The 21,326-nt window shown below is 63.8% G+C and carries 17 protein-coding genes and 4 tRNA genes; 9 read left to right on the forward strand and 12 right to left on the reverse strand.

Annotated elements, in window-relative coordinates:
- Nucleotides 1–90: 90 nt before the first annotated feature.
- The 3 genes from clpX to tig all read right to left on the reverse strand — a co-directional run bounded on the left by clpX (nt 91) and on the right by tig (nt 3,521).
- On the reverse strand, nt 91–1,371 hold the full coding sequence (gene clpX, locus VQ067_RS16870; protein WP_003087924.1) for an ATP-dependent Clp protease ATP-binding subunit ClpX: 1,281 nt from the start codon (nt 1,369–1,371) through the stop codon (nt 91–93).
- A 104-nt stretch (nt 1,372–1,475) separates the two neighbouring features.
- The gene (clpP, locus tag VQ067_RS16875) at nt 1,476–2,117 is read right to left on the reverse strand and encodes an ATP-dependent Clp endopeptidase proteolytic subunit ClpP (protein ID WP_003098129.1); all 642 of its coding nucleotides are present in this window, start codon (nt 2,115–2,117) and stop codon (nt 1,476–1,478) included.
- A 93-nt stretch (nt 2,118–2,210) separates the two neighbouring features.
- Nucleotides 2,211–3,521: a trigger factor gene (tig, locus tag VQ067_RS16880; protein ID WP_033938159.1), complete on the reverse strand. Its 1,311-nt coding sequence runs from the start codon at nt 3,519–3,521 to the stop codon at nt 2,211–2,213.
- 231 nt (nt 3,522–3,752) lie between these two features.
- Between tig and parR the strand changes: the two genes are divergently transcribed.
- The 3 genes from parR to VQ067_RS16895 all read left to right on the forward strand — a co-directional run bounded on the left by parR (nt 3,753) and on the right by VQ067_RS16895 (nt 7,684).
- Nucleotides 3,753–4,460, forward strand: a complete 708-nt coding sequence (parR, locus tag VQ067_RS16885) for a response regulator transcription factor ParR (RefSeq protein ID WP_003087915.1) — start codon at nt 3,753–3,755, stop codon at nt 4,458–4,460.
- Complete coding sequence (gene parS, locus VQ067_RS16890; protein WP_003087912.1) at nt 4,461–5,747, forward strand: sensor histidine kinase ParS; 1,287 nt, start codon at nt 4,461–4,463, stop codon at nt 5,745–5,747.
- 104 nt (nt 5,748–5,851) lie between these two features.
- On the forward strand, nt 5,852–7,684 hold the full coding sequence (locus tag VQ067_RS16895) for a serine hydrolase domain-containing protein (protein WP_033990372.1): 1,833 nt from the start codon (nt 5,852–5,854) through the stop codon (nt 7,682–7,684).
- A 286-nt stretch (nt 7,685–7,970) separates the two neighbouring features.
- On the opposite strand, the gene VQ067_RS16900 is transcribed toward VQ067_RS16895, so the two are convergent.
- The 5 genes from VQ067_RS16900 to VQ067_RS16920 all read right to left on the reverse strand — a co-directional run bounded on the left by VQ067_RS16900 (nt 7,971) and on the right by VQ067_RS16920 (nt 8,865).
- Nucleotides 7,971–8,192 carry a hypothetical protein gene (locus VQ067_RS16900; protein ID WP_003087901.1) on the reverse strand — a complete coding sequence of 74 codons (222 nt, stop codon included), beginning with the start codon at nt 8,190–8,192 and terminating at the stop codon, nt 7,971–7,973.
- Nucleotides 8,193–8,380: 188 nt separating this feature from the next.
- Nucleotides 8,381–8,456: transfer RNA gene (locus VQ067_RS16905), tRNA-His, on the reverse strand.
- A gap of 66 nt (nt 8,457–8,522) precedes the next feature.
- Nucleotides 8,523–8,607: transfer RNA gene (locus tag VQ067_RS16910), tRNA-Leu, on the reverse strand.
- Between the two features lie 54 nt (nt 8,608–8,661).
- A tRNA-His gene (locus tag VQ067_RS16915) sits at nt 8,662–8,737 on the reverse strand.
- Nucleotides 8,738–8,788: 51 nt separating this feature from the next.
- Nucleotides 8,789–8,865: transfer RNA gene (locus tag VQ067_RS16920), tRNA-Arg, on the reverse strand.
- 278 nt (nt 8,866–9,143) lie between these two features.
- Between VQ067_RS16920 and folD the strand changes: the two genes are divergently transcribed.
- Nucleotides 9,144–9,998 carry a bifunctional methylenetetrahydrofolate dehydrogenase/methenyltetrahydrofolate cyclohydrolase FolD gene (gene folD / locus VQ067_RS16925; RefSeq protein ID WP_003087898.1) on the forward strand — a complete coding sequence of 285 codons (855 nt, stop codon included), beginning with the start codon at nt 9,144–9,146 and terminating at the stop codon, nt 9,996–9,998.
- A 57-nt stretch (nt 9,999–10,055) separates the two neighbouring features.
- On the opposite strand, the gene cysS is transcribed toward folD, so the two are convergent.
- Complete coding sequence (cysS, locus tag VQ067_RS16930) at nt 10,056–11,438, reverse strand: cysteine--tRNA ligase (protein WP_003113587.1); 1,383 nt, start codon at nt 11,436–11,438, stop codon at nt 10,056–10,058.
- 9 nt (nt 11,439–11,447) lie between these two features.
- On the reverse strand, nt 11,448–13,118 hold the full coding sequence (locus tag VQ067_RS16935; RefSeq protein ID WP_003139945.1) for a glutamine--tRNA ligase/YqeY domain fusion protein: 1,671 nt from the start codon (nt 13,116–13,118) through the stop codon (nt 11,448–11,450).
- Between the two features lie 122 nt (nt 13,119–13,240).
- Here VQ067_RS16935 and VQ067_RS16940 point away from each other — a divergent pair, with 122 nt between their 5' ends.
- The 3 genes from VQ067_RS16940 to VQ067_RS16950 all read left to right on the forward strand — a co-directional run bounded on the left by VQ067_RS16940 (nt 13,241) and on the right by VQ067_RS16950 (nt 15,930).
- Nucleotides 13,241–13,738: a peptidylprolyl isomerase gene (locus VQ067_RS16940; RefSeq protein ID WP_003087890.1), complete on the forward strand. Its 498-nt coding sequence runs from the start codon at nt 13,241–13,243 to the stop codon at nt 13,736–13,738.
- A 4-nt stretch (nt 13,739–13,742) separates the two neighbouring features.
- Nucleotides 13,743–14,465 (forward strand): UDP-2,3-diacylglucosamine diphosphatase, encoded by a 723-nt coding sequence (gene lpxH / locus VQ067_RS16945; protein WP_009314628.1) that lies wholly within the window; start codon nt 13,743–13,745, stop codon nt 14,463–14,465.
- A 133-nt stretch (nt 14,466–14,598) separates the two neighbouring features.
- Nucleotides 14,599–15,930 (forward strand): SPFH domain-containing protein, encoded by a 1,332-nt coding sequence (locus VQ067_RS16950; protein ID WP_003087885.1) that lies wholly within the window; start codon nt 14,599–14,601, stop codon nt 15,928–15,930.
- A 49-nt stretch (nt 15,931–15,979) separates the two neighbouring features.
- Here VQ067_RS16950 and VQ067_RS16955 read toward each other — a convergent pair whose 3' ends face one another.
- Nucleotides 15,980–16,603 carry a tRNA isopentenyl-2-thiomethyl-A-37 hydroxylase MiaE gene (locus VQ067_RS16955; RefSeq protein ID WP_004342965.1) on the reverse strand — a complete coding sequence of 208 codons (624 nt, stop codon included), beginning with the start codon at nt 16,601–16,603 and terminating at the stop codon, nt 15,980–15,982.
- Between the two features lie 170 nt (nt 16,604–16,773).
- Between VQ067_RS16955 and VQ067_RS16960 the strand changes: the two genes are divergently transcribed.
- Nucleotides 16,774–17,637 (forward strand): universal stress protein, encoded by an 864-nt coding sequence (locus VQ067_RS16960; RefSeq protein WP_003087881.1) that lies wholly within the window; start codon nt 16,774–16,776, stop codon nt 17,635–17,637.
- Nucleotides 17,638–17,692: 55 nt separating this feature from the next.
- Here VQ067_RS16960 and VQ067_RS16965 read toward each other — a convergent pair whose 3' ends face one another.
- Nucleotides 17,693–18,160: a DUF1289 domain-containing protein gene (locus VQ067_RS16965; RefSeq protein ID WP_003098041.1), complete on the reverse strand. Its 468-nt coding sequence runs from the start codon at nt 18,158–18,160 to the stop codon at nt 17,693–17,695.
- A gap of 381 nt (nt 18,161–18,541) precedes the next feature.
- Here VQ067_RS16965 and acnB point away from each other — a divergent pair, with 381 nt between their 5' ends.
- Nucleotides 18,542–21,151 (forward strand): bifunctional aconitate hydratase 2/2-methylisocitrate dehydratase, encoded by a 2,610-nt coding sequence (gene acnB / locus VQ067_RS16970; RefSeq protein WP_003087875.1) that lies wholly within the window; start codon nt 18,542–18,544, stop codon nt 21,149–21,151.
- Nucleotides 21,152–21,326 lie beyond the last annotated feature (175 nt).

Consider the following 21,326-nt stretch of genomic DNA (forward strand, 5'->3'; position numbering starts at 1 on the left):
GAAGACCTTTCAGCCTAAGATGGGGTTAGGCCCGGGAAAAAACAAGCGTGCCAGTCGGAAAAGAAAAGGGGCCCGAAGGCCCCTGCTCTTTCATGCCTCAGGCGCAGCCTTGGCTGGCTTTTCGCTGTTCTCGTAGATCATCAGGGGTTGCGACGAGCCATCGATGACACTCTCATCGATGACCACCTTGCTGACATCCTGCTGGGAGGGAATCTCGTACATGGTATCGAGAAGGATACCTTCGAGAATTGAACGCAAGCCACGTGCACCGGTCTTGCGTTCGAGCGCCTTGCGGGCAACCGCCTTGAGTGCGTCCGGACGGAATTCGAGGTCGACGCCTTCCATCTCGAACAGCTTGGCGTACTGCTTGGTGAGAGCGTTCTTCGGCTCGGTCAGGATCTGCATGAGCGCAGCCTCATCGAGTTCATCAAGAGTCGCGATCACCGGCAAACGCCCTACAAACTCGGGGATAAGACCGAACTTGACGAGATCTTCCGGCTCGACTTCCTTGAACGCCTCGCCGACCTTCTTGCCCATCTCCTGACTGCGCACTTCGGCATTGAAACCGATGCCGCCGCGCGCGGAACGGTTCTGGATGACCCGCTCCAGACCGGCGAAAGCGCCGCCGCAGATGAACAGGATGTTGCGCGTATCGACCTGCAGGAACTCCTGCTGCGGGTGCTTACGACCGCCCTGCGGCGGTACCGAGGCAACGGTGCCCTCGATGAGCTTCAGCAGGGCCTGCTGCACACCCTCGCCGGAAACGTCGCGAGTGATGGAGGGGTTGTCCGATTTCCGGGAAATCTTGTCGATCTCGTCGATGTAGACGATGCCCATCTGGGCCTTCTCCACATCGTAATCGCACTTCTGCAAGAGTTTCTGGATGATGTTCTCGACATCCTCGCCCACGTAGCCCGCTTCCGTCAGCGTGGTCGCATCGGCGATGGTGAACGGCACGTTCAGCAGACGTGCGAGGGTCTCGGCCAGCAGGGTCTTGCCCGAGCCGGTTGGGCCGATCATCAGAATGTTGCTCTTGCCGAGCTCGATATCGTCCTTCTTGTCACGCTGGTTGAGGCGCTTGTAGTGGTTGTATACCGCTACCGCCAGAACCTTCTTGGCCCGCTCCTGCCCGATCACGTACTGATCAAGGATGGTGCGGATCTCTTTCGGCGCCGGAAGTTTGTGCCCACTACTTTCCGCCTGCGCTTCCTGCACCTCCTCGCGGATGATGTCATTGCACAGGTCGACACACTCGTCGCAGATAAAGACCGAGGGGCCGGCAATCAACTTGCGCACTTCGTGCTGGCTCTTGCCGCAGAAGGAGCAATACAGCAGCTTGCCGTTGTCCTCGCCGTTGCGGGTATCAGTCATTCGATCGATCCAATGGGTAGCTTCAAACACAAGATGAAGGCAATTGTGGGCATTTTCAAGCCCACGAGGCGGCCGAATGTCTCGACCGCCAGTATTGCGGAGCCTTAGACGGCCAGGTCGCGCTGGGTCATGACCTTGTCGATCAGGCCATACTTGACGGCTTCGTCACCGCTCATGAAGCGGTCACGATCGGTATCGCGGGCAATGACGTCCAGGGGCTGGCCGGTGTGGTGCGCCAGGATCTGGTTCAGACGCTCCTTGATGAAGAGGATTTCCTTGGCATGGATCTCGATATCCGAGGCCTGGCCCTGGAAACCGCCCAGCGGCTGGTGGATCATCATCCGCGAATGCGGCAGGCAGTAGCGCTTGCCGGCGGCACCGCCCGCAAGCAGCAGGGCACCCATGCTGCACGCCTGACCGATACAGGTGGTCGAGACGTTGGGCTTGATGAACTGCATGGTGTCGTAGATGGACATCCCGGCAGTCACCGAGCCACCCGGCGAGTTGATGTAGAGATGAATGTCCTTCTCGGGATTTTCAGCCTCCAGGAACAGCAACTGGGCAACCACCAGGTTGGCCATGTAGTCCTCGACCTGGCCGACCAGGAAGATGATCCGCTCCTTCAGCAGGCGCGAATAGATGTCGTAGGCGCGCTCGCCGCGGGCGGACTGCTCCACCACCATGGGCACCAGGCCACCGGCGGCCTGGATATCGGGAACGTGCGGAATAAAAGAGTTGCGAGACATGTCTTGCGATCACTCCCTAACAGATAGTGAAGCCTCAAAGACGCACAAGCCAGCACTAAGGCTGGCTTGTGGGATTCGAACGAGAGGAACGAATCAGGCCGCTTGCGGAGCTTCGGCCGGCTTGACCGCTTCTTCGTAGGATACCTGCTTATCGGTCACAGTGGCCTTTTGCAGGACAGTATCTACGACTTGTTCTTCCAGTACAACAGAACGGACTTCGTTCAGCTGGGGCTCGTTCTTGAAGTACCAGGCGACGACCTGCTCGGGCTCCTGGTAGGCCGAGGCCATTTCCTCGATCATTTCGCGAACGCGACCTTCGTCGGCCTTCAGCTCGTGCTGCTTGACCACTTCGGCGACGATCAGGCCCAGCACCACACGGCGCTTGGCCTGCTCTTCGAACAGCTCGGCCGGCAGTTGGTCAGGCTTGATGTTGCCACCGAACTGCTGGACGGCCTGCACGCGCAGACGGTTCACTTCGTTGCCGATCAGGGCCTTGGGCACTTCGATCGGGTTGGCCTGCAGCAGACCTTCCATGACCTGGTTCTTGACCTTGGACTTGATCGCCTGGCGCAACTCGCGCTCCATGTTCTTCTGCACTTCGGCGCGGAAGCCATCGAGACCGGTTTCCTTCACGCCGAACAGAGCGAAGAACTCTTCGTTCAGTTCCGGCAGCTTGGGCTCGGCAACGCTATTTACGGTAACGGTGAACTCGGCAGCCTTGTTGGCCAGGTCCAGGTTCTGGTAGTCCTCGGGGAAGGTCAGGTTGAGCACGCGCTCTTCACCGGCCTTCGCCCCCACCAGCCCTTCTTCGAAGCCGGCGATCATGCGACCGGAGCCCAGCACCAGCAGGGTGCCCTTGGCGGAACCGCCGGCGAAGGCTTCGCCGTCGATCTTGCCGACGAAGTCGATGTTCAACTGGTCATCGTTCTGGGCGGCACGCTCGACCACTTCGAAACGGGTGTTCTGCTTGCGCAGGACATCGAGCATGTTGTCGACATCAGCATCGGAAACTTCGGCCTGCAGGCGCTCGATCTTGATGTCTTCCAGGCCGGAAACGGTAAATTCCGGGAAGACTTCGAAGGTTGCGATGTATTCCAGGTCCTTGCCTTTCTCGAAGGACTTGGGCTCTACCGACGGCGAACCGGCCGGATTCAGCTTCTGCTCGACCACGGCTTCGTAGAAGGTTTCCTGGATCAGATCGCCCATGGCTTCCTGGCGCGCGGAAGCTTCGTAGCGCTGACGAATGACACTCATCGGCACCTTGCCGGGGCGGAAACCTGGAATCTTGGCACGACGGGCGGTCTGCTGCAGACGCTTGTTGACTTCGGTCTCGATACGCTCGGCAGGCACACCAACGGTCATGCGGCGCTCAAGAGCGGAAGTGCTTTCAACAGAAACTTGCATGGATATTCCTCGTTGCACAGACGTAAGCCGGTCCTTCCGGCTCCCAGAATCAAGGGCATGCATTCTAGTAGAGGGAAAAGCAGAAGTCACCCCGCCAGGGTGCAGGCGGATCCCCGGGGTGTTTCCGGCCGCTTCCGCCGATCGCAGCCCGGTCTCGAACGAGTCGCTGGAGCTTCGCCGGAAGCGGGTGCATATAATGCCAGCCGATTCCGCTCCGACCGATGAAACCCTATGGACTGCCCTACCCTCAGCAAGGTATTGCTCGTCGAAGACGACCAGAAGCTCGCCCGCCTGATCGCCAGCTTCCTTTCCCAGCATGGTTTCGAAGTGCGCCAGGTGCATCGCGGTGATGCCGCGTTCGCCGCTTTCCTCGACTTCAAGCCGCAAGTGGTGGTTCTCGACCTCATGCTCCCCGGACAGAATGGTCTGCAGGTGTGCCGGGAGATCCGCCGGGTCGCGAACCTGCCGATCCTCATACTCACCGCCCAGGAGGACGATCTTGATCACATCCTCGGCCTGGAGTCCGGCGCCGACGACTACGTGATCAAGCCGATCGAGCCACCGGTGCTGCTCGCCCGCCTGCGCGCCCTGATGCGCCGGCACGCGCCCCTTCCCGCCTCCCCGGAAAGCCTGACATTCGGCAAGCTGAACATCGACCGACGGCGGCGCGAAGCGGAACTCGAAGGCCGCGGCATAGAACTGACCACGATGGAGTTCGAGCTGCTCTGGCTGCTGGCCAACCAGGCAGGGGAAATACTTTCCCGCGACGAGATCCTCAACCAGATCCGCGGCATCGGCTTCGACGGCCTGAACCGCAGCGTCGACGTCTGCATCAGCAAGCTGCGCAATAAACTGAAGGACAATCCGCGCGAGCCGGTCCGGATCAAGACCGTCTGGGGCAAGGGCTACCTGTTCAACCCGCTGGGCTGGGAACTCTGAATGCTACGCCTGTTCCTGCGCCTCTACCTGCTGCTGGCCCTGGGGTTCGCTGCCGCGATCTTCGTGGTCGACCATGTCATCGACGCGTTCTACGACAGCATCGTCGAGAACTATCACCGCGACGCCGTTCGCGGCCAGGCCTATTCGCTGGTGGAAAAGCTGGCCCCGCTGGACCAGGCCGGACGCCAGCGACAGCTCGAAGACTGGCGTCCCCACTACGGGCTCGAGCTGAGCCTGACGGATGCCAGGCAGGCGAAGCTGACGCAGGAAGAGCAGGCCCTCCTCGACAAGAACCTGCTGGTGGTACGCGAGGACTTTACGGAATTCATCAGCCGCATCGACGCGGGTCCGCAGCTGCTCGACATCAAGCTGCCGCCGGAACCCTCGCTGACCCCACTGTTCACCGTGCTGGCCTACATCCTGCTCGGCGTGCTGGTCGGCATCGCCCTGCTGGTATGGGTCCGCCCGCACTGGCGCGACCTCGAGACCCTGCGCCTGGCCGCGCAACGCTTCGGCGATGGCGACCTGTCATCGCGCACGCGCATTTTCCGACGCTCCGATATCCGCACCCTGGCCCAGCACTTCAACCAGATGGCCGACCGCATCGAAAGCCTGATCAGCAACCAGCGCGAACTGACCAACGCGGTATCCCACGAATTGCGCACGCCGATCTCCCGCCTGTCCTTCGAACTCGAGCAATTGAACAAGCAAGTCGACGCCGAAGTACGCCACGACCTGATAGAGGACATGCGCGCCGACCTCGGCGAACTGGAGGAAATGGTCTCCGAACTGCTGACCTACGCCCGCCTGGAGCACGGCAACGTCGGGAGCCACCGGGAAATCGTCGACGCCGCGAGCTGGCTGGATAGCGTCGTCGCCGACGTCGCCCTGGAAGCCGAAGCCGCCGGAGTCACCTGCGAGATCAGCGCCTGCCAGGTCGAACAGATCCGCATCGAGCCTCGCTTCATGGCGCGCGCCGTGATCAACCTGCTGCGCAACGCCATCCGCCACGCACACTCGCGCGTCGAAATCGCCCTCCTCGATCAAGGCGACAGCTGTCAGATACGGGTCAACGACGACGGCCCCGGGATACCGGCGGACGCCCGGCAGAAGATCTTCGAACCCTTTTCGCGCCTGGACGACAGCCGCGATCGCAGCACCGGCGGCTTCGGCCTGGGCCTGGCGATCGTCCGCCGGGTCGCGCAATGGCACGGCGGCTATGCGGAAGCGCTGGAAACGCCGCAGGGAGGCGCCTCCTTCCGCCTGACCTGGGAGCGGCCCCGTTGACAGCGGAGGCTTAACAATCTTTCACAGATTGCTGACAAAGCCGTAAGGATTGCCAGCCAGGCCCGCCCTAGCATGGGACACCTCGCCTTTCCGCCAGGTATTCCATGTTTCGCGCCATGCACCTTCCCCTTCTCGGCTGCCTGCTCGGCACCAGCGGCTGCCACGGCCTGCCACCCGCCCCGCCAGCGCCGAGCGCCGCCGTGGGCAACTACGGCGAGGTCATCGACTATCTGCAACGCCACATCCGCCGGGAAATGGAAAGGCAGGACGTGCCCGGCCTGGCCCTGGCATTGGTCGACGACCAGCAACTGGTCTGGGCTCGCGGTTTCGGCTATGCCGACCGACAGCACAGGATCAACGCCAGCGAGCACACCGCATTCCACGCCGGCGACCTGTCCAAGCTACTGATCGCCAGCGCGACCCTGCAACTGGCCGAACGCGGCCAACTCTCTCTCGACGCTCCGCTCCAGGACACCTTGCGCGAGTTCTACGTACGCTCACGCTTCCATGCCGACCAGAGCGAGGCGGATCGCGCGATCACTTTCCGCCGGCTGCTCAGCCATCAGTCCGGCCTTCCTGGCGAACACCTGCCGCCCCTGTTCGGCGAACGCCCGAACTCACTCGGCCAACTGCCGGCGAAAGTATCCGGTGTCTGGCTGAGCAATCCGCCGGGAACCCAGGTCGCCCATTCCAACCTTGGCTACGAACTGGTCGGCGCGGCCATCGAGCGCAACACCGGAAAGCACTTCGAGCAGCACATGCGCGAGCACCTGCTGGAGCCTTTGCAGATGACCCGCTCCAGCTTCGCCAGGAACGCCCTGCCCCAGGCGCAACGCGCCCACGGCTACAGCGGCGGCGGTCGCCCCGGCTCCGCCAGCGACCTCCCGGTCAACGATCTGTGGAGCAGCCCGGTCGACCTCAGCCGCTTCGTCCGCATGCTGTTCGCCAACGGGCGCCACAAGGAGCGCCAGCTTCTCCGGAAACACTCCGTCGAGGAGATGTTCCGCCAGCAGAACGCCGGCAATGCCCTGGACTTCGACTGCCAGGTGGGCCTGGCCTGGTTCCTCAGCCCGTGCGGCTCCGCGCCGCTGGAAGGGGGCATCCGTCACTATGAGTACGCCAGCGCCACCCCAGGATTCAGCGCCCACCTGGTTCTGCTGCCGGAACAGCGCCTCGCCGCCATTGTCATGAGCAACGCCGATGACAGCGGTTCGCTCACCGCCTCCCTGGCCCGGCAAGCGGCGTCGCTCATGCTGCAGGTCAGGCAGGGCGCTCGTCGCCCCGCCGTACAGCCCACCCCCGCGCGCGCGCCCGCACTGAAGGTGCCGAGCCCGGAGGACCGGCGACAGCTATACGGTCGCTACGCAACCCGCCAAGGCCAGGTTCGCCTGTACGAGCGCCGGGGTCGCCTGTACGCAGATTTCGGCGAACAACGCGTGGAACTGTTGCGCGACACCTCGGGCTGGCTGCAGATGAGAAAAAGACTGCTGGGATTCTGGCCCGTCGGCGTGGACAGCGCCGGACAGTTGCAACTGGACGTGGTCAGCTACGGCCAACGCCGAATCCTGGTGTCCCGCCGCCACGGCCAGGCCGCCTACCTCGGCGAGCGCATCGAGCCGACACCCCTGCCCCAGGCCTGGACCGAAGCCGTCGGCACCTACCGCGTCGCCAGCACGGGCCGGCACAGCTACCTGAACGGCCTGAGCATCAGGATCGAAGACGGCTTCCTGCTGGTGCGCGGGCAAGCCAGAGGAACCCGCTCCGGCGAGTTCATCCTGCAACCCATCGACAGCGCACACGCCGTCCTGGCCGGCAGCGGCCAGGGCCTGGGAGACACCTTCAGTCGCGACTTCGACGGTCTGAACGCGCTCGGCTACCGCTTCGCCCAGCAAGACACCAAGGCACGTCCCTGGCCGCAACGGAAGGAGCCCCCATGAGAAGCCCCTCCCTGTGCCTCGCCGGCACGCTCGCCAGCCTCTGCTTCGCCGCTGTCGCCGAAGAGTGGCATGACAGCATCGGCCTGGGCGTCCTGGTGGAATACCGCTTCTGAAACGCACCGAGAGAGAATACGAACATGTTCACCGCCTTCGCCTTCCGCGGCCGCCAACCTTATACCGTTCGCCGGAACACAGCCCAGGGCGCGACCTGGCGCCCGAAACTGGCGAACCGGCCGGATGCGCCGGCTTCCGCCGGGAAGTCCTGAACTGCGGAGCGTCTACGGCCTCACTGGCAACGGATCACGCCGCTGGCGATTTCGTCGTCGATGGAGCGCAGCGCATCGGCATCCTGGTGCATCTGCTCGATCACCTCGAGCAGGCGCTGCGCCAGCTTCGGATCGTTCGCCCGCTCGACGGCGCGCATGACCTCGACCGCAGCCGATTCATGATTGTTCGCCATCTGCTTGAGAGCCTTGCGCAAGCGCTGCTCGGTCCATTTCATCGACATGTCGCTTCACCCAGACTGCATATACGGACCCGCCAGGAACGACGGGCTCGCTTAAGAGCGCCGGAGCTGGAACAAGTTCAACCTGCCGTCGCCCCATGAGGGCGGGCTGGGTGCCGGAAAGACAAGCGGAGAAGAGATCGTGAAGCGCAAACGAAAACGCCAGGCACAAGGCCTGGCGCTTCGAAATATGGGGTGGACGATGGGAATCGAACCCACGACACCAGGAGCCACAATCCTGTGCTCTACCAACTGAGCTACGCCCACCATATCGTGAATCGTGCCGGACGTTCCGGCCTCAACCGCAGCGGCCGGACAAGCCGAGCCTGAAGGTGGTGCGGACGGAGAGACTCGAACTCTCACGCCTTGCGGCGCTGGAACCTAAATCCAGTGTGTCTACCAATTCCACCACGTCCGCGGGACACTGCTTGGAAATGAAAACGCCAGGCCTCGGGCCTGGCGCTTCGGAATATGGGGTGGACGATGGGAATCGAACCCACGACACCAGGAGCCACAATCCTGTGCTCTACCAACTGAGCTACGCCCACCATATTACGACTTGCGGTAAAACATCGCCTGCTTCTTGCCGATTCGCCGAATGGCGCACCCGGCAGGACTCGAACCTGCGACCATCCGCTTAGAAGGCGGATGCTCTATCCAGCTGAGCTACGGGCGCTTTATTCATCTGCATTCAATGCTGAGCGCAAACTTTAAGCTCTGGCAATCACAAAGTCAGCAACCGACTTGCATTACCTCTTACCCTGCGTCCGGCTGTGCTCGGCAAGCGGGGCGCATGTTATACAGGGGGCGAAAGGCCGTCAACGGGTTTTTTAAAAAAATTCAGCTATATAAAGGAGTTACGGCAAATCCGCGGGTCGCCTCCTTTGCCCCGGGCGGCGTCCATGCGAAAATGCGCGTCCTTTTTCCACCCGATTCGATGGTTACCCTTCCGACATGACCGCACAACTGATCGACGGCAAAGCGATCGCCGCCAACCTTCGCCAGCAGATAGCCCAACGCGTGACCGAGCGCCGCCAGCAAGGCCTGCGCGTTCCCGGCCTGGCGGTGATCCTGGTCGGCACCGATCCGGCCTCTCAGGTCTATGTGGCGCACAAGCGCAAGGACTGCGAGGAAGTCGGCTTTCTCTCCCAGGCCTACGATCTTCCCGCCGAAACCAGCCAGGACGACCTGCTGGCCCTGATCGACCGCCTGAACGACGATCCCGCCATCGACGGCATCCTGGTCCAGCTACCCCTGCCCGCCCACCTGGACGCCTCCCTGCTGCTGGAGCGTATCCACCCGGACAAGGACGTGGACGGTTTCCATCCCTACAACATCGGCCGCCTGGCCCAGCGCATGCCCCTGCTGCGCCCCTGCACCCCGAAAGGCATCATGACCCTGCTCGCCAGCACCGGCGCCGACCTGTACGGCATGGACGCGGTCGTGGTCGGCGCCTCGAACATCGTCGGCCGGCCCATGGCTCTGGAGTTGCTGCTGGGTGGCTGCACCGTCACCGTGACCCACCGCTTCACCCGCGACCTGGCCGACCATGTGTCGCGCGCCGACCTGGTGGTGGTCGCTGCCGGCAAGCCGGGACTGGTCAAGGGCGAGTGGATCAAGGAAGGCGCCATCGTCATCGACGTCGGCATCAACCGCCAGGCCGACGGCCGCCTGGTCGGCGACGTGGAATACGAGGTGGCGGCGCAACGCGCCAGCTGGATCACCCCGGTGCCGGGCGGCGTCGGGCCGATGACCCGCGCCTGCCTGCTGGAAAATACCCTGCACGCCGCCGAACACCTGCACGACTGAGGTCGCCGGTAATGAAAAGCCCCGCGAACGCGGGGCTTTTCATTTATCGCTGCGGGTTCAGTCGGCCAGGCGCCAGGTAGTGCCGCCCTTGCCATCCTCCAGCACCACGCCCATGGCGGTGAGCTGGTCGCGAATCCGGTCGGACTCCGCCCAGTTCTTCGCCGCCCGCGCCTCCAGGCGCGCCTGGATCAACGCCTCGACCTCGGCCGCATCGACCTTGCCCTCGGCGCCCGCCTGCAGGAAGGCTTCCGGCTCCAGCTGCAGCACCCCCAGCAGGCCAGCCAACTGCTTCAGGCGCGCGGCCAGCGCGGCCGCCGCCGACAGGTCGCTTTCGCGCAGACGATTGACCTCCCGCGCCAGCTCGAACAGCACCGAGCAGGCACCCGCGGTATTGAAGTCGTCGTCCATCGCCGCGGCGAAGCGCTCGACATACTCCGCCGCTTCCGCCGGCGCCGCCTCGGGCAGCCCCTTGAGCGCGTTGTAGAAACGGTCCAGGGCCGCCTTGGCCTCGCGCAGGTTCTCCTCCGAGTAGTTGATCGGACTGCGGTAATGGCTGGCGATCAGCAGGTAACGCACCACTTCGGGGTGATATTTCTCCAGCACTTCGCGGATGGTGAAGAAATTGCCCAGCGACTTGGACATCTTCTCGCCGTTGATGGTGATCATCCCGCAGTGCAGCCAGGACTTGGCGTAGGGCTTGCCGGTCGCGGCCTCGCTCTGGGCGATCTCGTTCTCGTGGTGAGGGAACTCCAGGTCGTTGCCACCGCCATGGATGTCGAAGGAATCGCCCAGGCAGCAGGTGGACATCACCGAGCACTCGATGTGCCAGCCCGGGCGCCCCTCGCCCCAGGGCGACGACCAGCTCGGCTCGCCCGGCTTGGCGCCCTTCCAGAGCACGAAATCGAGCGGATCCTCCTTCGCTTCGCCCGGCTCGATCCGCGCACCGATGCGCAGGTCCTCGACCCGCCGCCGCGACAACTTGCCGTAGCCAGCGAACTTGCCGACCCGGTAGTACACGTCACCGTTGCCCGGCGCGTAGGCATAGCCCTTGTCGATCAGGGTCTGGATCATCGCGTGCATGCCGGCGATGTGATCGGTGGCGCGCGGCTCCTGGTCCGGCTTGAGGATGTTCAGCCGGGCCTCGTCCTCGTGCATCGCCGCGATCATGCGCTCGGTCAGCACATCGAACGGTTCGCCGTTCTCGTTGGCGCGATTGATGATCTTGTCATCGATATCGGTGATGTTGCGCACGTACGTCAGGTCGTAGCCACGGTGGCGCAACCAGCGGGTGATCACGTCGAACGCCACCATGCTGCGGCCGTGGCCCAGATGGCAGTAGTCGTACACGGTCATGCCGCACACGTACATGCGCACCTGGTTGCCGACCAGCGGCGTGAAGACTTCTTTGGTCTTGCTCAGCGTGTTGTAGATCTGCAGCACGGTTTTTCCTCAGCCCTGTCCCCAGGAGTCACGCAGGGTGACGGTACGGTTGAACACCGGCTTGCCCGGCCTGGAGTCCTTCAGGTCGGCGACGAAATAGCCTTCGCGCTCGAACTGGAAGCGATCCTCCGGGTTCGCCTGGCCCAGCGACGGCTCGGCGCGACAGCCGGTCAGTACCTGCAGGGAGTCGGCGTTGATGTTGTCGAGGAAGCTGCCGCCCTCTTCCGCCTTCTCCGGATTGGCCGAGCGGAACAGCCGATCGTACAGGCGCACTTCGCACTCGACGCTGCCCTCGGCCGGCACCCAGTGGATCACGCCCTTGACCTTGCGGCCTTCCGGGTTCTTGCCCAGGGTGTCCGGATCGTAGCTGCAGCGCAGTTCGACGATATTGCCGTCGGCATCCTTGATCGCTTCGTCGGCACGGATCACGTAGCTGCCGCGCAGACGCACCTCGCCACCGGGGATCAGGCGCTTGTAGCCGGCCGGCGGGACTTCCTCGAAGTCACCGGCATCGATGAACAGCTCGCGACCGAACGGCAGTACGCGCACTCCCATGTCTTCCTTCGGATGACGCGGCAACTCGAGGTTCTCCACCTGCCCTTCGGGGTAGTTGGTGATCACCACCTTGAGCGGTTTCAGCACGCACATGGCACGCGGCGCGGTGGCGTCCAGGTGGTCGCGGATGCTGAACTCGAGCATGCCGATGTCGACCACGCCGCTGGCGCGGTTCACCCCGATCATCTCGCAGAAGTTGCGGATCGACTCCGGGGTATAGCCGCGGCGGCGATAGCCGGACAGGGTCGACATCCGCGGATCGTCCCAGCCGCTGACATGGCCTTCGTCGACCAGTTGCTTGAGCTTGCGCTTGCTGGTCACGGTGTAGTTCAGGTTGAGCCGGGAGAATTCGTACTGGCGCGGTTGCGCAGGCACCGGCAGGTTGGCCAGGAACCACTCGTAGAGCGGACGATGGTCTTCGAATTCCAGGGTGCAGATCGAATGGGTGATGCCCTCGATGGCGTCCGACTGACCGTGGGTGAAGTCGTAGCTCGGGTAGATGCACCACTTGTCGCCGGTCTGGTGGTGATGCGCATGGCGGATGCGGTACAGGATCGGGTCGCGCAGGTTCATGTTCGGCGAACCCATGTCGATCTTCGCCCGCAGCGAACGGGCGCCGTCGGGGAACTCACCGGCCTTCATGCGGGCGAACAGGTCGAGGTTCTCCTCCACCGAACGGTCACGGTAAGGGCTGTTGCGGCCCGGCTCGGTGAGGGTACCGCGGTATTCGCGCATTTCCTCGGGACCGAGGTCGCAGACGAACGCCTTGCCGGCCTTGATCAGCTCGATGGCCCAGGCATGCAGCTGGTCGAAATAGTTGGAGGCATAGCAGACCTCGCCGGACCACTGGAAGCCCAGCCACTTGATGTCGGCCTCGATGGCATCGATGTACTCCTGGTCTTCCTTGGCCGGGTTGGTGTCATCGAAGCGCAGATGGCAATCGCCAGCGAATTCCTGGGCCAGGCCGAAGTTCAGGCAGATCGACTTGGCGTGGCCGATGTGCAGGTAACCGTTGGGCTCCGGGGGGAAACGGGTGACGATCTTCGCGTGCTTGCCGGCATCCAGGTCGGCTTGAACGATCTGGCGCAGGAAGTTCGGGGCGGCGGTGGTCTCTGGCTTGCTCATGGGATCCTTGGTCATGCTCTCGCCCGACCAGGGTAGGCCGGGCAAATCAAAGCGCTTATCATAGCCGAAGCTGTCAACCCCCTGACAGGCCCTCGATTTTCACGACAAAGCGGATTACCCACATGATCAAGCTGCATACCAACCATGGCGTCATCACCCTGAAGCTCGATGAAGAGAAAGCCCCGGAAACCGCGGCGAACTTCAAGGAGTACGTGAAAAGTGGCCACTACGACAACACCGTCTTCCACCGCGTGATCAACAACTTCATGATCCAGGGCGGCGGTTTCGAGCCGGGCATGAAGCAGAAGCCCACCCGCGCGCCGATCAAGAACGAAGCCAACAACGGCCTGACCAACAAGGTCGGCAGCATCGCCATGGCCCGTACCATGGACCCGCATTCGGCCAGCGCGCAGTTCTTCATCAACGTCGCCGACAACGATTTCCTCAACCACACCGCCCCCACCACCCAGGGCTGGGGCTATGCCGTCTTCGGCGAAGTGGTCGAGGGCATGGACGTGGTCAACAAGATCAAGGGCGTGGCCACCACCATGCGCAGCGGCCACCAGGACGTGCCGGCCGAGGACGTGATCATCGAGAAGGCCGAAATCGTCGAAGAATGAAGCGATGAGCGTCCTGTTCATCTCGGACCTGCATCTCGAAGCGGAACGCCCGGACATCACCCGGGCGTTTCTGTCTTTCCTCGATGAGCGCGCCCGCCGGGCCGAGGCCCTGTACATCCTCGGCGACTTCTTCGAAGCCTGGATCGGCGACGACGGCATGGACGCCTTCCAGCGTTCCATCGCCCAGTCCCTGCGCCAGGTGGCCGACGGCGGTACGCGCATCTACCTGATGCACGGCAATCGCGACTTCCTCATCGGCAAGGCGTTCTGCCGCGAGGCCGGATGCACGCTGCTGCCCGACCCGAGCGTGATCGACCTGTACGGCGAGCCGGTATTGCTGATGCACGGGGACAGCCTGTGCACCCGCGACGAGGCCTACATGCGCCTGCGCCGCTGGCTGCGCAACCCGCTCACGCTCTGGGTACTGCGCCACCTGCCGCTGGCCACCCGGCACAAGCTGGCACGCAAGCTGCGCAAGGAAAGCCGCGCGCAGACCCGCATGAAAGCCGTCGACATCATCGATGTCACACCCGAAGAAGTGCCCCGGGTCATGCGCAGGCATGGCGTGCGTACCCTGATCCACGGCCACACTCATCGGCCGGCCGAACACCCGCTGGACATCGACGGCCAGCCCGCCCGGCGCATCGTGCTCGGCGACTGGGACCGCCAGGGCTGGGCCCTGGAGGTCGACGCCAACGGCCATCGCCAGGCGCCCTTCCCGCTCTGACCCACCCCAGGCCCGCCATGCGGGCCTTTCAGCGAAACATTATGCGATTCGCATTTTTTCCGCCGTCCATCTTGACGTTGCGGGCCACCTTTCAGCAGGATCGCGCTCCCCCACCCCGCATCAAGGAATGATCGTGATCATCTCGAAGGGAAACCTGATCAAGTTCGTCGCCGCCCCCCTCGGCGTGCTCGCCCTCGGCTTCGGCCTGTTCAACGGCGTGTTCTTCTATAACGAAGCCGGCTTCATGACCCACGTAAGGACCATCTTCGGCGACGAGAAGATCGTCGATGACGTCGGCTACGCGACCAAGTGGTTCGGTCGCGCCACCACCTGGAAGAAGGCCATCAGCGTGCAGTCCGTGCTGGTCATGGACGATAACGACACCAATCCGGACAACGACGGCCTCGGCGCCACCATCGAGGCTTTCCCGATCGTGTTCCTCGGCAACGTCGACGCCAAGGTCGAATCTTCCGCGCGCTTTCGCCTGCCCGGCGGCGAGCCGTTCCTGAAGATGGCCCAGGAATACCGCAACCCGGACAATTTCATCCGCACCGCACTGGTGCCGGCGATCAAGGAAACCCTCCAGGCCACCGCTTCGCTGATGAGCGCCGACGACTACTACGCCGGAGCCCGCAGCGAATTCGCCGCCGAGTTCGAGAACCAGCTCAACGACGGCCTGTACCTGATCAAGCGCAAGGAAGTCCGCGGGCCGCGCGGCGCCATTCCGCACCAGACCGCGATCCTCCAGGCCGGCACCGAGCAGGGAGCGTTCGGCGACAACAACGCCAGCCAGTTCGTCACCGAGAAGGTCACCGATGCCAAGGGCATCCCGGTACGCAAGCAACAGCAGTTCCGCAAGTTCGGCGTCGAGGTGGTGGAAGCGCGGATCACCAACGTCGATCCCAACCCGCAGTACAAGCAGCGCATGGTCAAGGTCCAGCAGGCCCTCGCCGAGCTGGCGGTGGCGCGGCAGAACCGCCTGAAGGAAGAAGAGGAAAAGCTGCTGGTCACCGCCCGCGGCGAGAAGGAAGTCGAGGCCAAGCGCCAGGAAACCCTGCGCGACCAGATCGAACGCACCACCCAGGCGGAAACCGACAAGCAATTGGCGGTGATCAACGCCGAGCGCGAGAAGCAGCGCGCCGAGATCGAGAAGCAGACCGCCGAACTGCTGCGCGACAAGGCCACGGTGACCGCCCAGGCCACCAAGATCACCGCCGACGCCGAGGCCTACGCCCGCGAAGCGGTGATCAAGGCAGACGGCGCGTTGCAGCCGAAGCTCGACGCGCTGATCGCGATCAACAAGGTCTGGGCCGAAGCCGCCGCCCAGGCCCCCGTCCCCAGCGTAATGATGGGCGCCGGCGCCAACGGCGCGGCGAGCCGCCAGGACGAGATCGGCCAGCTGATGGGCGTTTTGGCGACCAAGGCCGCCCGCGACCTGGCTCTCGACCTCAAGGTCAAGGACTGATCCAGGCAGCAAAAAAAAGCGCCCCACGGGGCGCTTTCTTGTTTCCGGCTCAGGCCACCAGGTCCACCGGGAGGCCGCTGTGGAAGCGGAATTCGTTGTCCGGACTGCTGATCAGCTCGGCCTCCTTGGCCCGCACCACCTCGATCGTCCGCTCCACGTCGGCCTCGTCGCCATACTGGTAGGCCAGCTTCAGGTAGTCCTGGAAATGCCGCGACTCGGACTTCAGCAAACCGCCGTAGAATTTCGCCAGCTCCGCGTCCAGGTGCGGCACCAGGGCGGCGAAGCGCTCGCAGGAACGCGCCTCGATGAAGGCGCCGACCACCAGCGTATCGGTCAGCCGCTGCGGCTCCTGCTTGCGCACCAGGTCGCGCAGCGCCGAGGCGTAGCGGGAGGCGCTGACATTGACCACCGGGATGCCGCGTTTCTTCAGGATCGCCAGCACCTGCTCGAAGTGGCGCAGCTCCTCGCGCGCCAGGCGGCTCATCTTGTTCACCAGGTCCAGGCGGCCGGAGTACTTGCCGATCAGTTGCATCGCCGTCGCCGCGGCCTTCATCTCGCAGGCCTTGTGGTCCAGCAGCATGACGTCCTGGCGCTCCAGGGCCGCCTCGACCCAGGCGGCGGGAGTGGAACAGGCAAGGAATTGGTCGATCTCGGGCAACATGGTGCAGGTCACTCATTCTGGAAAGGGCCTGCCATGACGCTGGTCGGGGCAGGAAAGGCGGAGCATTATACGGAAGCTGCGGCGGTCGGGCAGGCCGACCCGTTTGATATGCATCAAGAGCAGCGGCTGGATTGCGTCTAGAGTTGTTTCAGCGATAACCACAAGCACTCAGGGAGACGATCATGCAAGCCATTCGCAGCATCCTCGTGGTGATTGAACCGGACCAGCTGGAAGGTCTCGCCCTGAAACGGGCACAACTGATCGCCGGCGTGACCCAGTCGCACCTGCACCTGCTGGTCTGCGAGAAGCGCCGCGACCACAGCGCCGCCCTCAACGACCTGGCCCAGGAACTGCGCGAGGAAGGCTACAGCGTCTCGACCAACCAGGCCTGGAAGGACTCCCTGCACCAGACCATCATCGCCGAGCAACAGGCCGAAGGCTGCGGGCTGATCATCAAGCAGCACTTTCCCGACAACCCGCTGAAAAAGGCCATCCTCACCCCGGACGACTGGAAACTGCTGCGCTTCGCGCCCTGCCCGGTACTGATGACCAAGACCGCCCGGCCCTGGACGGGCGGAAAGATCCTCGCCGCGGTCGACGTCGGCAACAACGACGGCGAGCACCGCTCCCTGCACGCCGGGATCATCAGCCATGCCTACGACATCGCCGGCCTGGCCAAGGCCACGCTGCACGTGATCAGCGCCCACCCCTCGCCGATGCTCTCCTCCGCCGACCCGACCTTCCAGCTCAGCGAAACCATCGAGGCCCGCTATCGCGAGGCCTGCCGCACCTTCCAGGCCGAGTACGGTTTCAGCGACGAACAATTACACATCGAGGAAGGTCCGGCCGACGTGCTGATCCCGCGCACCGCGCAGAAGCTCGACGCGGTGGTCACCGTGATCGGCACCGTGGCGCGCACCGGGTTGTCCGGCGCGCTGATCGGCAATACCGCGGAAGTGGTGCTGGATACCCTGGAAAGCGACGTGCTGGTGTTGAAGCCGGACGACATCATCGCCCACCTGGAGGAACTGGCCAGCAAGGAGTGACCGCTGGTCGGACGAAAAAGCCGCCCAAGGGCGGCTTTTTCGCTGGAGACACCGCCTATCTGTCGATCGCCTGCAGGAACGAGGGCGCGATGTAGCGCTGGTAATGCGCTTCCGACAGCAGGAAGAATTCCCGGTCGATGGCATCGCGCAGGTCCGGCAGGCTCCAGTCGCGGAATTCCGGCAGCAGTGCCACGCCGTAGGCTTCGATCTGGTTGATCAGCCGGGAACCGCGGGCGATCAACTGGTAGGCCCAGCAATAGGGAGACTGCTCGGGGACGAAGCGGATCTGCCGCTGCTCCAGTTGCAGGCGCAGGCGCGCGGCGTCGAAGACTTCCAGCTTGGCGGCCATCACCTGGGCCAGCAACTGCTCAAGGCGACTCCAGACAGCCCGCTTTTCCTCGGCGTCGTAGAGGTTCCAGTTGACCACCTCATGGTGGAAACGCTTGCAGCCACGGCATACCAGGTCGCCGTATACCGTGGAGCAAAGCCCTACGCAGGGGGTTTTGATTCTTTGCGAAGACATGGCCGGGACAACGAAAACAAAGCGGCATCTTAGCCCTTTGTCTAATCAAGTTCACCCCGTGGTTCCTAGGGTTTCCGACTTAACTTTGCGTCGAGTTTCCAGTAACATTGGCCCGCCTTTTTAGGCGCCAATGTCCGTTAGAAGCTGTTTTCAAAGCGTCACGAGCACAGTTTCCGGCAGGTACGCTGGCGACGGCGCCTCCCTCAAGCGTCTCGCCAGCCCCACCCCAGCCCGCCGGCGTAAAACTTTGAAAACAGCTTCTGTCTGGAACCTGCCGATGCCCTCGTAGGTTGGTGGATTACCGTCCACCTGGGCCTGACGAGCGGATCTGCGTCGGTTCCTGGATACGTGTCCCCCGGGACCACTGATGAGGGAAATACTGTGCTTGAAGCCTACCGCAAACACGTAGAAGAGCGTGCCGCCCAGGGTGTCGTGCCCCAACCGCTGAACGCCGAACAGACCGCAGGCCTGGTCGAGCTGCTGAAGAACCCGCCGGCCGGCGAAGAAGAATTCCTCCTTGACCTGATCACCAACCGCGTACCGCCGGGCGTCGACGAAGCCGCCTACGTCAAGGCCGGTTTCCTTTCCGCCATCGTCAAGGGCGAAGCCACCTCCCCCCTTATCGACAAGCAACGTGCCGCCGAGCTGCTGGGCACCATGCAGGGCGGCTACAACATCGCCACCCTGGTCGAGCTGCTGGACGACGCCGAACTGGCCAACACCGCCGCCGAACAGCTGAAGCACACCCTGCTGATGTTCGACGCCTTCCACGACGTCGCCGAGCGCGCCAAGAAGGGCAATGCCGCGGCCAAGTCCGTGCTGCAATCCTGGGCCGATGGCGAGTGGTTCAAGGCCAAGCCGGAAGTCCCGGAAAAGCTGACGCTCACCGTATTCAAGGTCCCCGGCGAAACCAACACCGACGACCTCTCCCCGGCCCCCGACGCCTGGTCGCGCCCGGACATCCCGCTGCACGCCCTGGCCATGCTGAAGATGGCCCGCGACGGCATCGAGCCGGTCCAGCCGGGTTCGGTCGGTCCGCTGAAGCAGATCGAAGCGGTCAAGGCCAAGGGCTTCCCGGTCGCCTACGTCGGCGACGTGGTCGGCACCGGTTCCTCGCGCAAATCCGCCACCAACTCGGTGCTGTGGTTCTTCGGCGACGACATTCCGTTCGTGCCGAACAAGCGTGCCGGCGGCTTCTGCTTCGGCACCAAGATCGCGCCGATCTTCTACAACACCATGGAAGATGCCGGCGCCCTGCCGATCGAGTTCGACTGCACCAACCTGGCCATGGGCGACGTCATCGACGTATACCCCTATGAAGGCAAGGTCGTTCGCCACGACAGCGGCGAAGTGGTCACCACCTTCGAGCTGAAGACCCCGGTCCTGCTCGACGAAGTTCGCGCCGGCGGCCGTATTCCGCTGATCGTCGGCCGGGGCCTGACCGAGAAGGCCCGCGCCGAGCTGGGCCTGGGCGCCTCCGACCTGTTCCGCAAGCCGGAAGCACCGGCCGATAGCGGCAAGGGCTTCACCCTGGCGCAGAAAATGGTCGGCCGCGCCTGCGGTCTGCCGGAAGGCCAGGGCGTGCGCCCGGGCACCTACTGCGAACCGAAGATGACCACCGTCGGTTCCCAGGACACCACCGGCCCGATGACCCGCGACGAACTGAAGGACCTCGCCTGCCTCGGCTTCTCCGCCGACCTGGTGATGCAGTCCTTCTGCCACACCGCGGCCTATCCGAAGCCGATCGACGTCAAGACCCACCACACCCTGCCCGACTTCATCATGACCCGTGGCGGCGTGTCGCTGCGCCCGGGCGACGGCATCATCCACAGCTGGCTGAACCGCATGCTGCTGCCCGATACCGTTGGTACCGGCGGCGACTCGCACACCCGCTTCCCGATCGGCATCTCGTTCCCGGCCGGCTCCGGCCTGGTGGCCTTCGCCGCCGCCACCGGCGTGATGCCGCTGGACATGCCGGAGTCGGTGCTGGTGCGCTTCAAGGGCAAGCTGCAACCGGGCATCACCCTGCGTGACCTGGTCCATGCGATCCCTTACTACGCGATCCAGCAGGGCCTGCTGACCGTCGAGAAGAAAGGCAAGAAGAACATCTTCTCCGGCCGCATCCTCGAGATCGAAGGCCTCAACGACCTGACCGTGGAACAGGCCTTCGAGCTGTCCGACGCCTCGGCCGAGCGTTCCGCCGCCGGCTGCACCATCAAGCTGCCGGAACAGGCGATCGCCGAGTACCTGAAGTCCAACATCACCCTGCTGCGCTGGATGATCGGCGAAGGCTACGGCGACCCGCGCACCCTGGAGCGTCGCGCCCAGGCGATGGAAGCCTGGCTGGCCAAGCCGGAGCTGCTGGAAGCCGACAAGGACGCCGAGTACGCCGCGGTGATCGAGATCGACCTGGCCGACGTCAAGGAGCCGGTGCTCTGCGCGCCGAACGATCCGGACGACGCGCGTCTGCTGTCGAGCGTACAGGGCCGCAAGATCGATGAAGTGTTCATCGGTTCCTGCATGACCAACATCGGTCACTTCCGCGCCGCCGGCAAGCTGCTGGACAAGGTCAAGGGCGGCATCCCGACCCGTCTGTGGCTGGCTCCGCCGACCAAGATGGACGCCCACCAGCTGACCGAGGAAGGCTACTACGGCATCTACGGCAAGGCTGGCGCGCGCATGGAAATGCCGGGCTGCTCGCTGTGCATGGGCAACCAGGCTCGCGTCCAGACCGGTTCCACCGTGGTCTCCACTTCGACCCGTAACTTCCCGAACCGTCTGGGCGATGCCACCGATGTGTTCCTGGCATCGGCCGAGCTGGCGGCGGTCTCCTCGATCCTCGGCAAACTGCCGACCGTGGAGGAGTACATGGCCTACGCGAAGGACATCGACAGCATGGCTGCCGACGTCTACCGCTACCTGAGCTTCGACCAGATCGCCGAGTTCCGCGAAGCGGCTGCGAACGCCAAGATCCCGGTCGTTCAGGCCTGATCCAGCGACGCGTCGAACAAGCCCCGCCCCGTGCGGGGCTTTTTCTTGCCCGGCGAAAACCCCCGCGCCGCCTGGCATAGCGCTTGCTGTGGCAGCTATGGAAAAGCGCGCCGACGACGGCGCCGGCGCACTGGAAAACGGGACGGCCCGCGCCGCCCTCCCGCACTCGAGGTGG

It is taken from the genome of Pseudomonas sp. KBN12P06040 (assembly GCF_037574965.1).
Lineage (GTDB): Bacteria > Pseudomonadota > Gammaproteobacteria > Pseudomonadales > Pseudomonadaceae > Pseudomonas > Pseudomonas aeruginosa.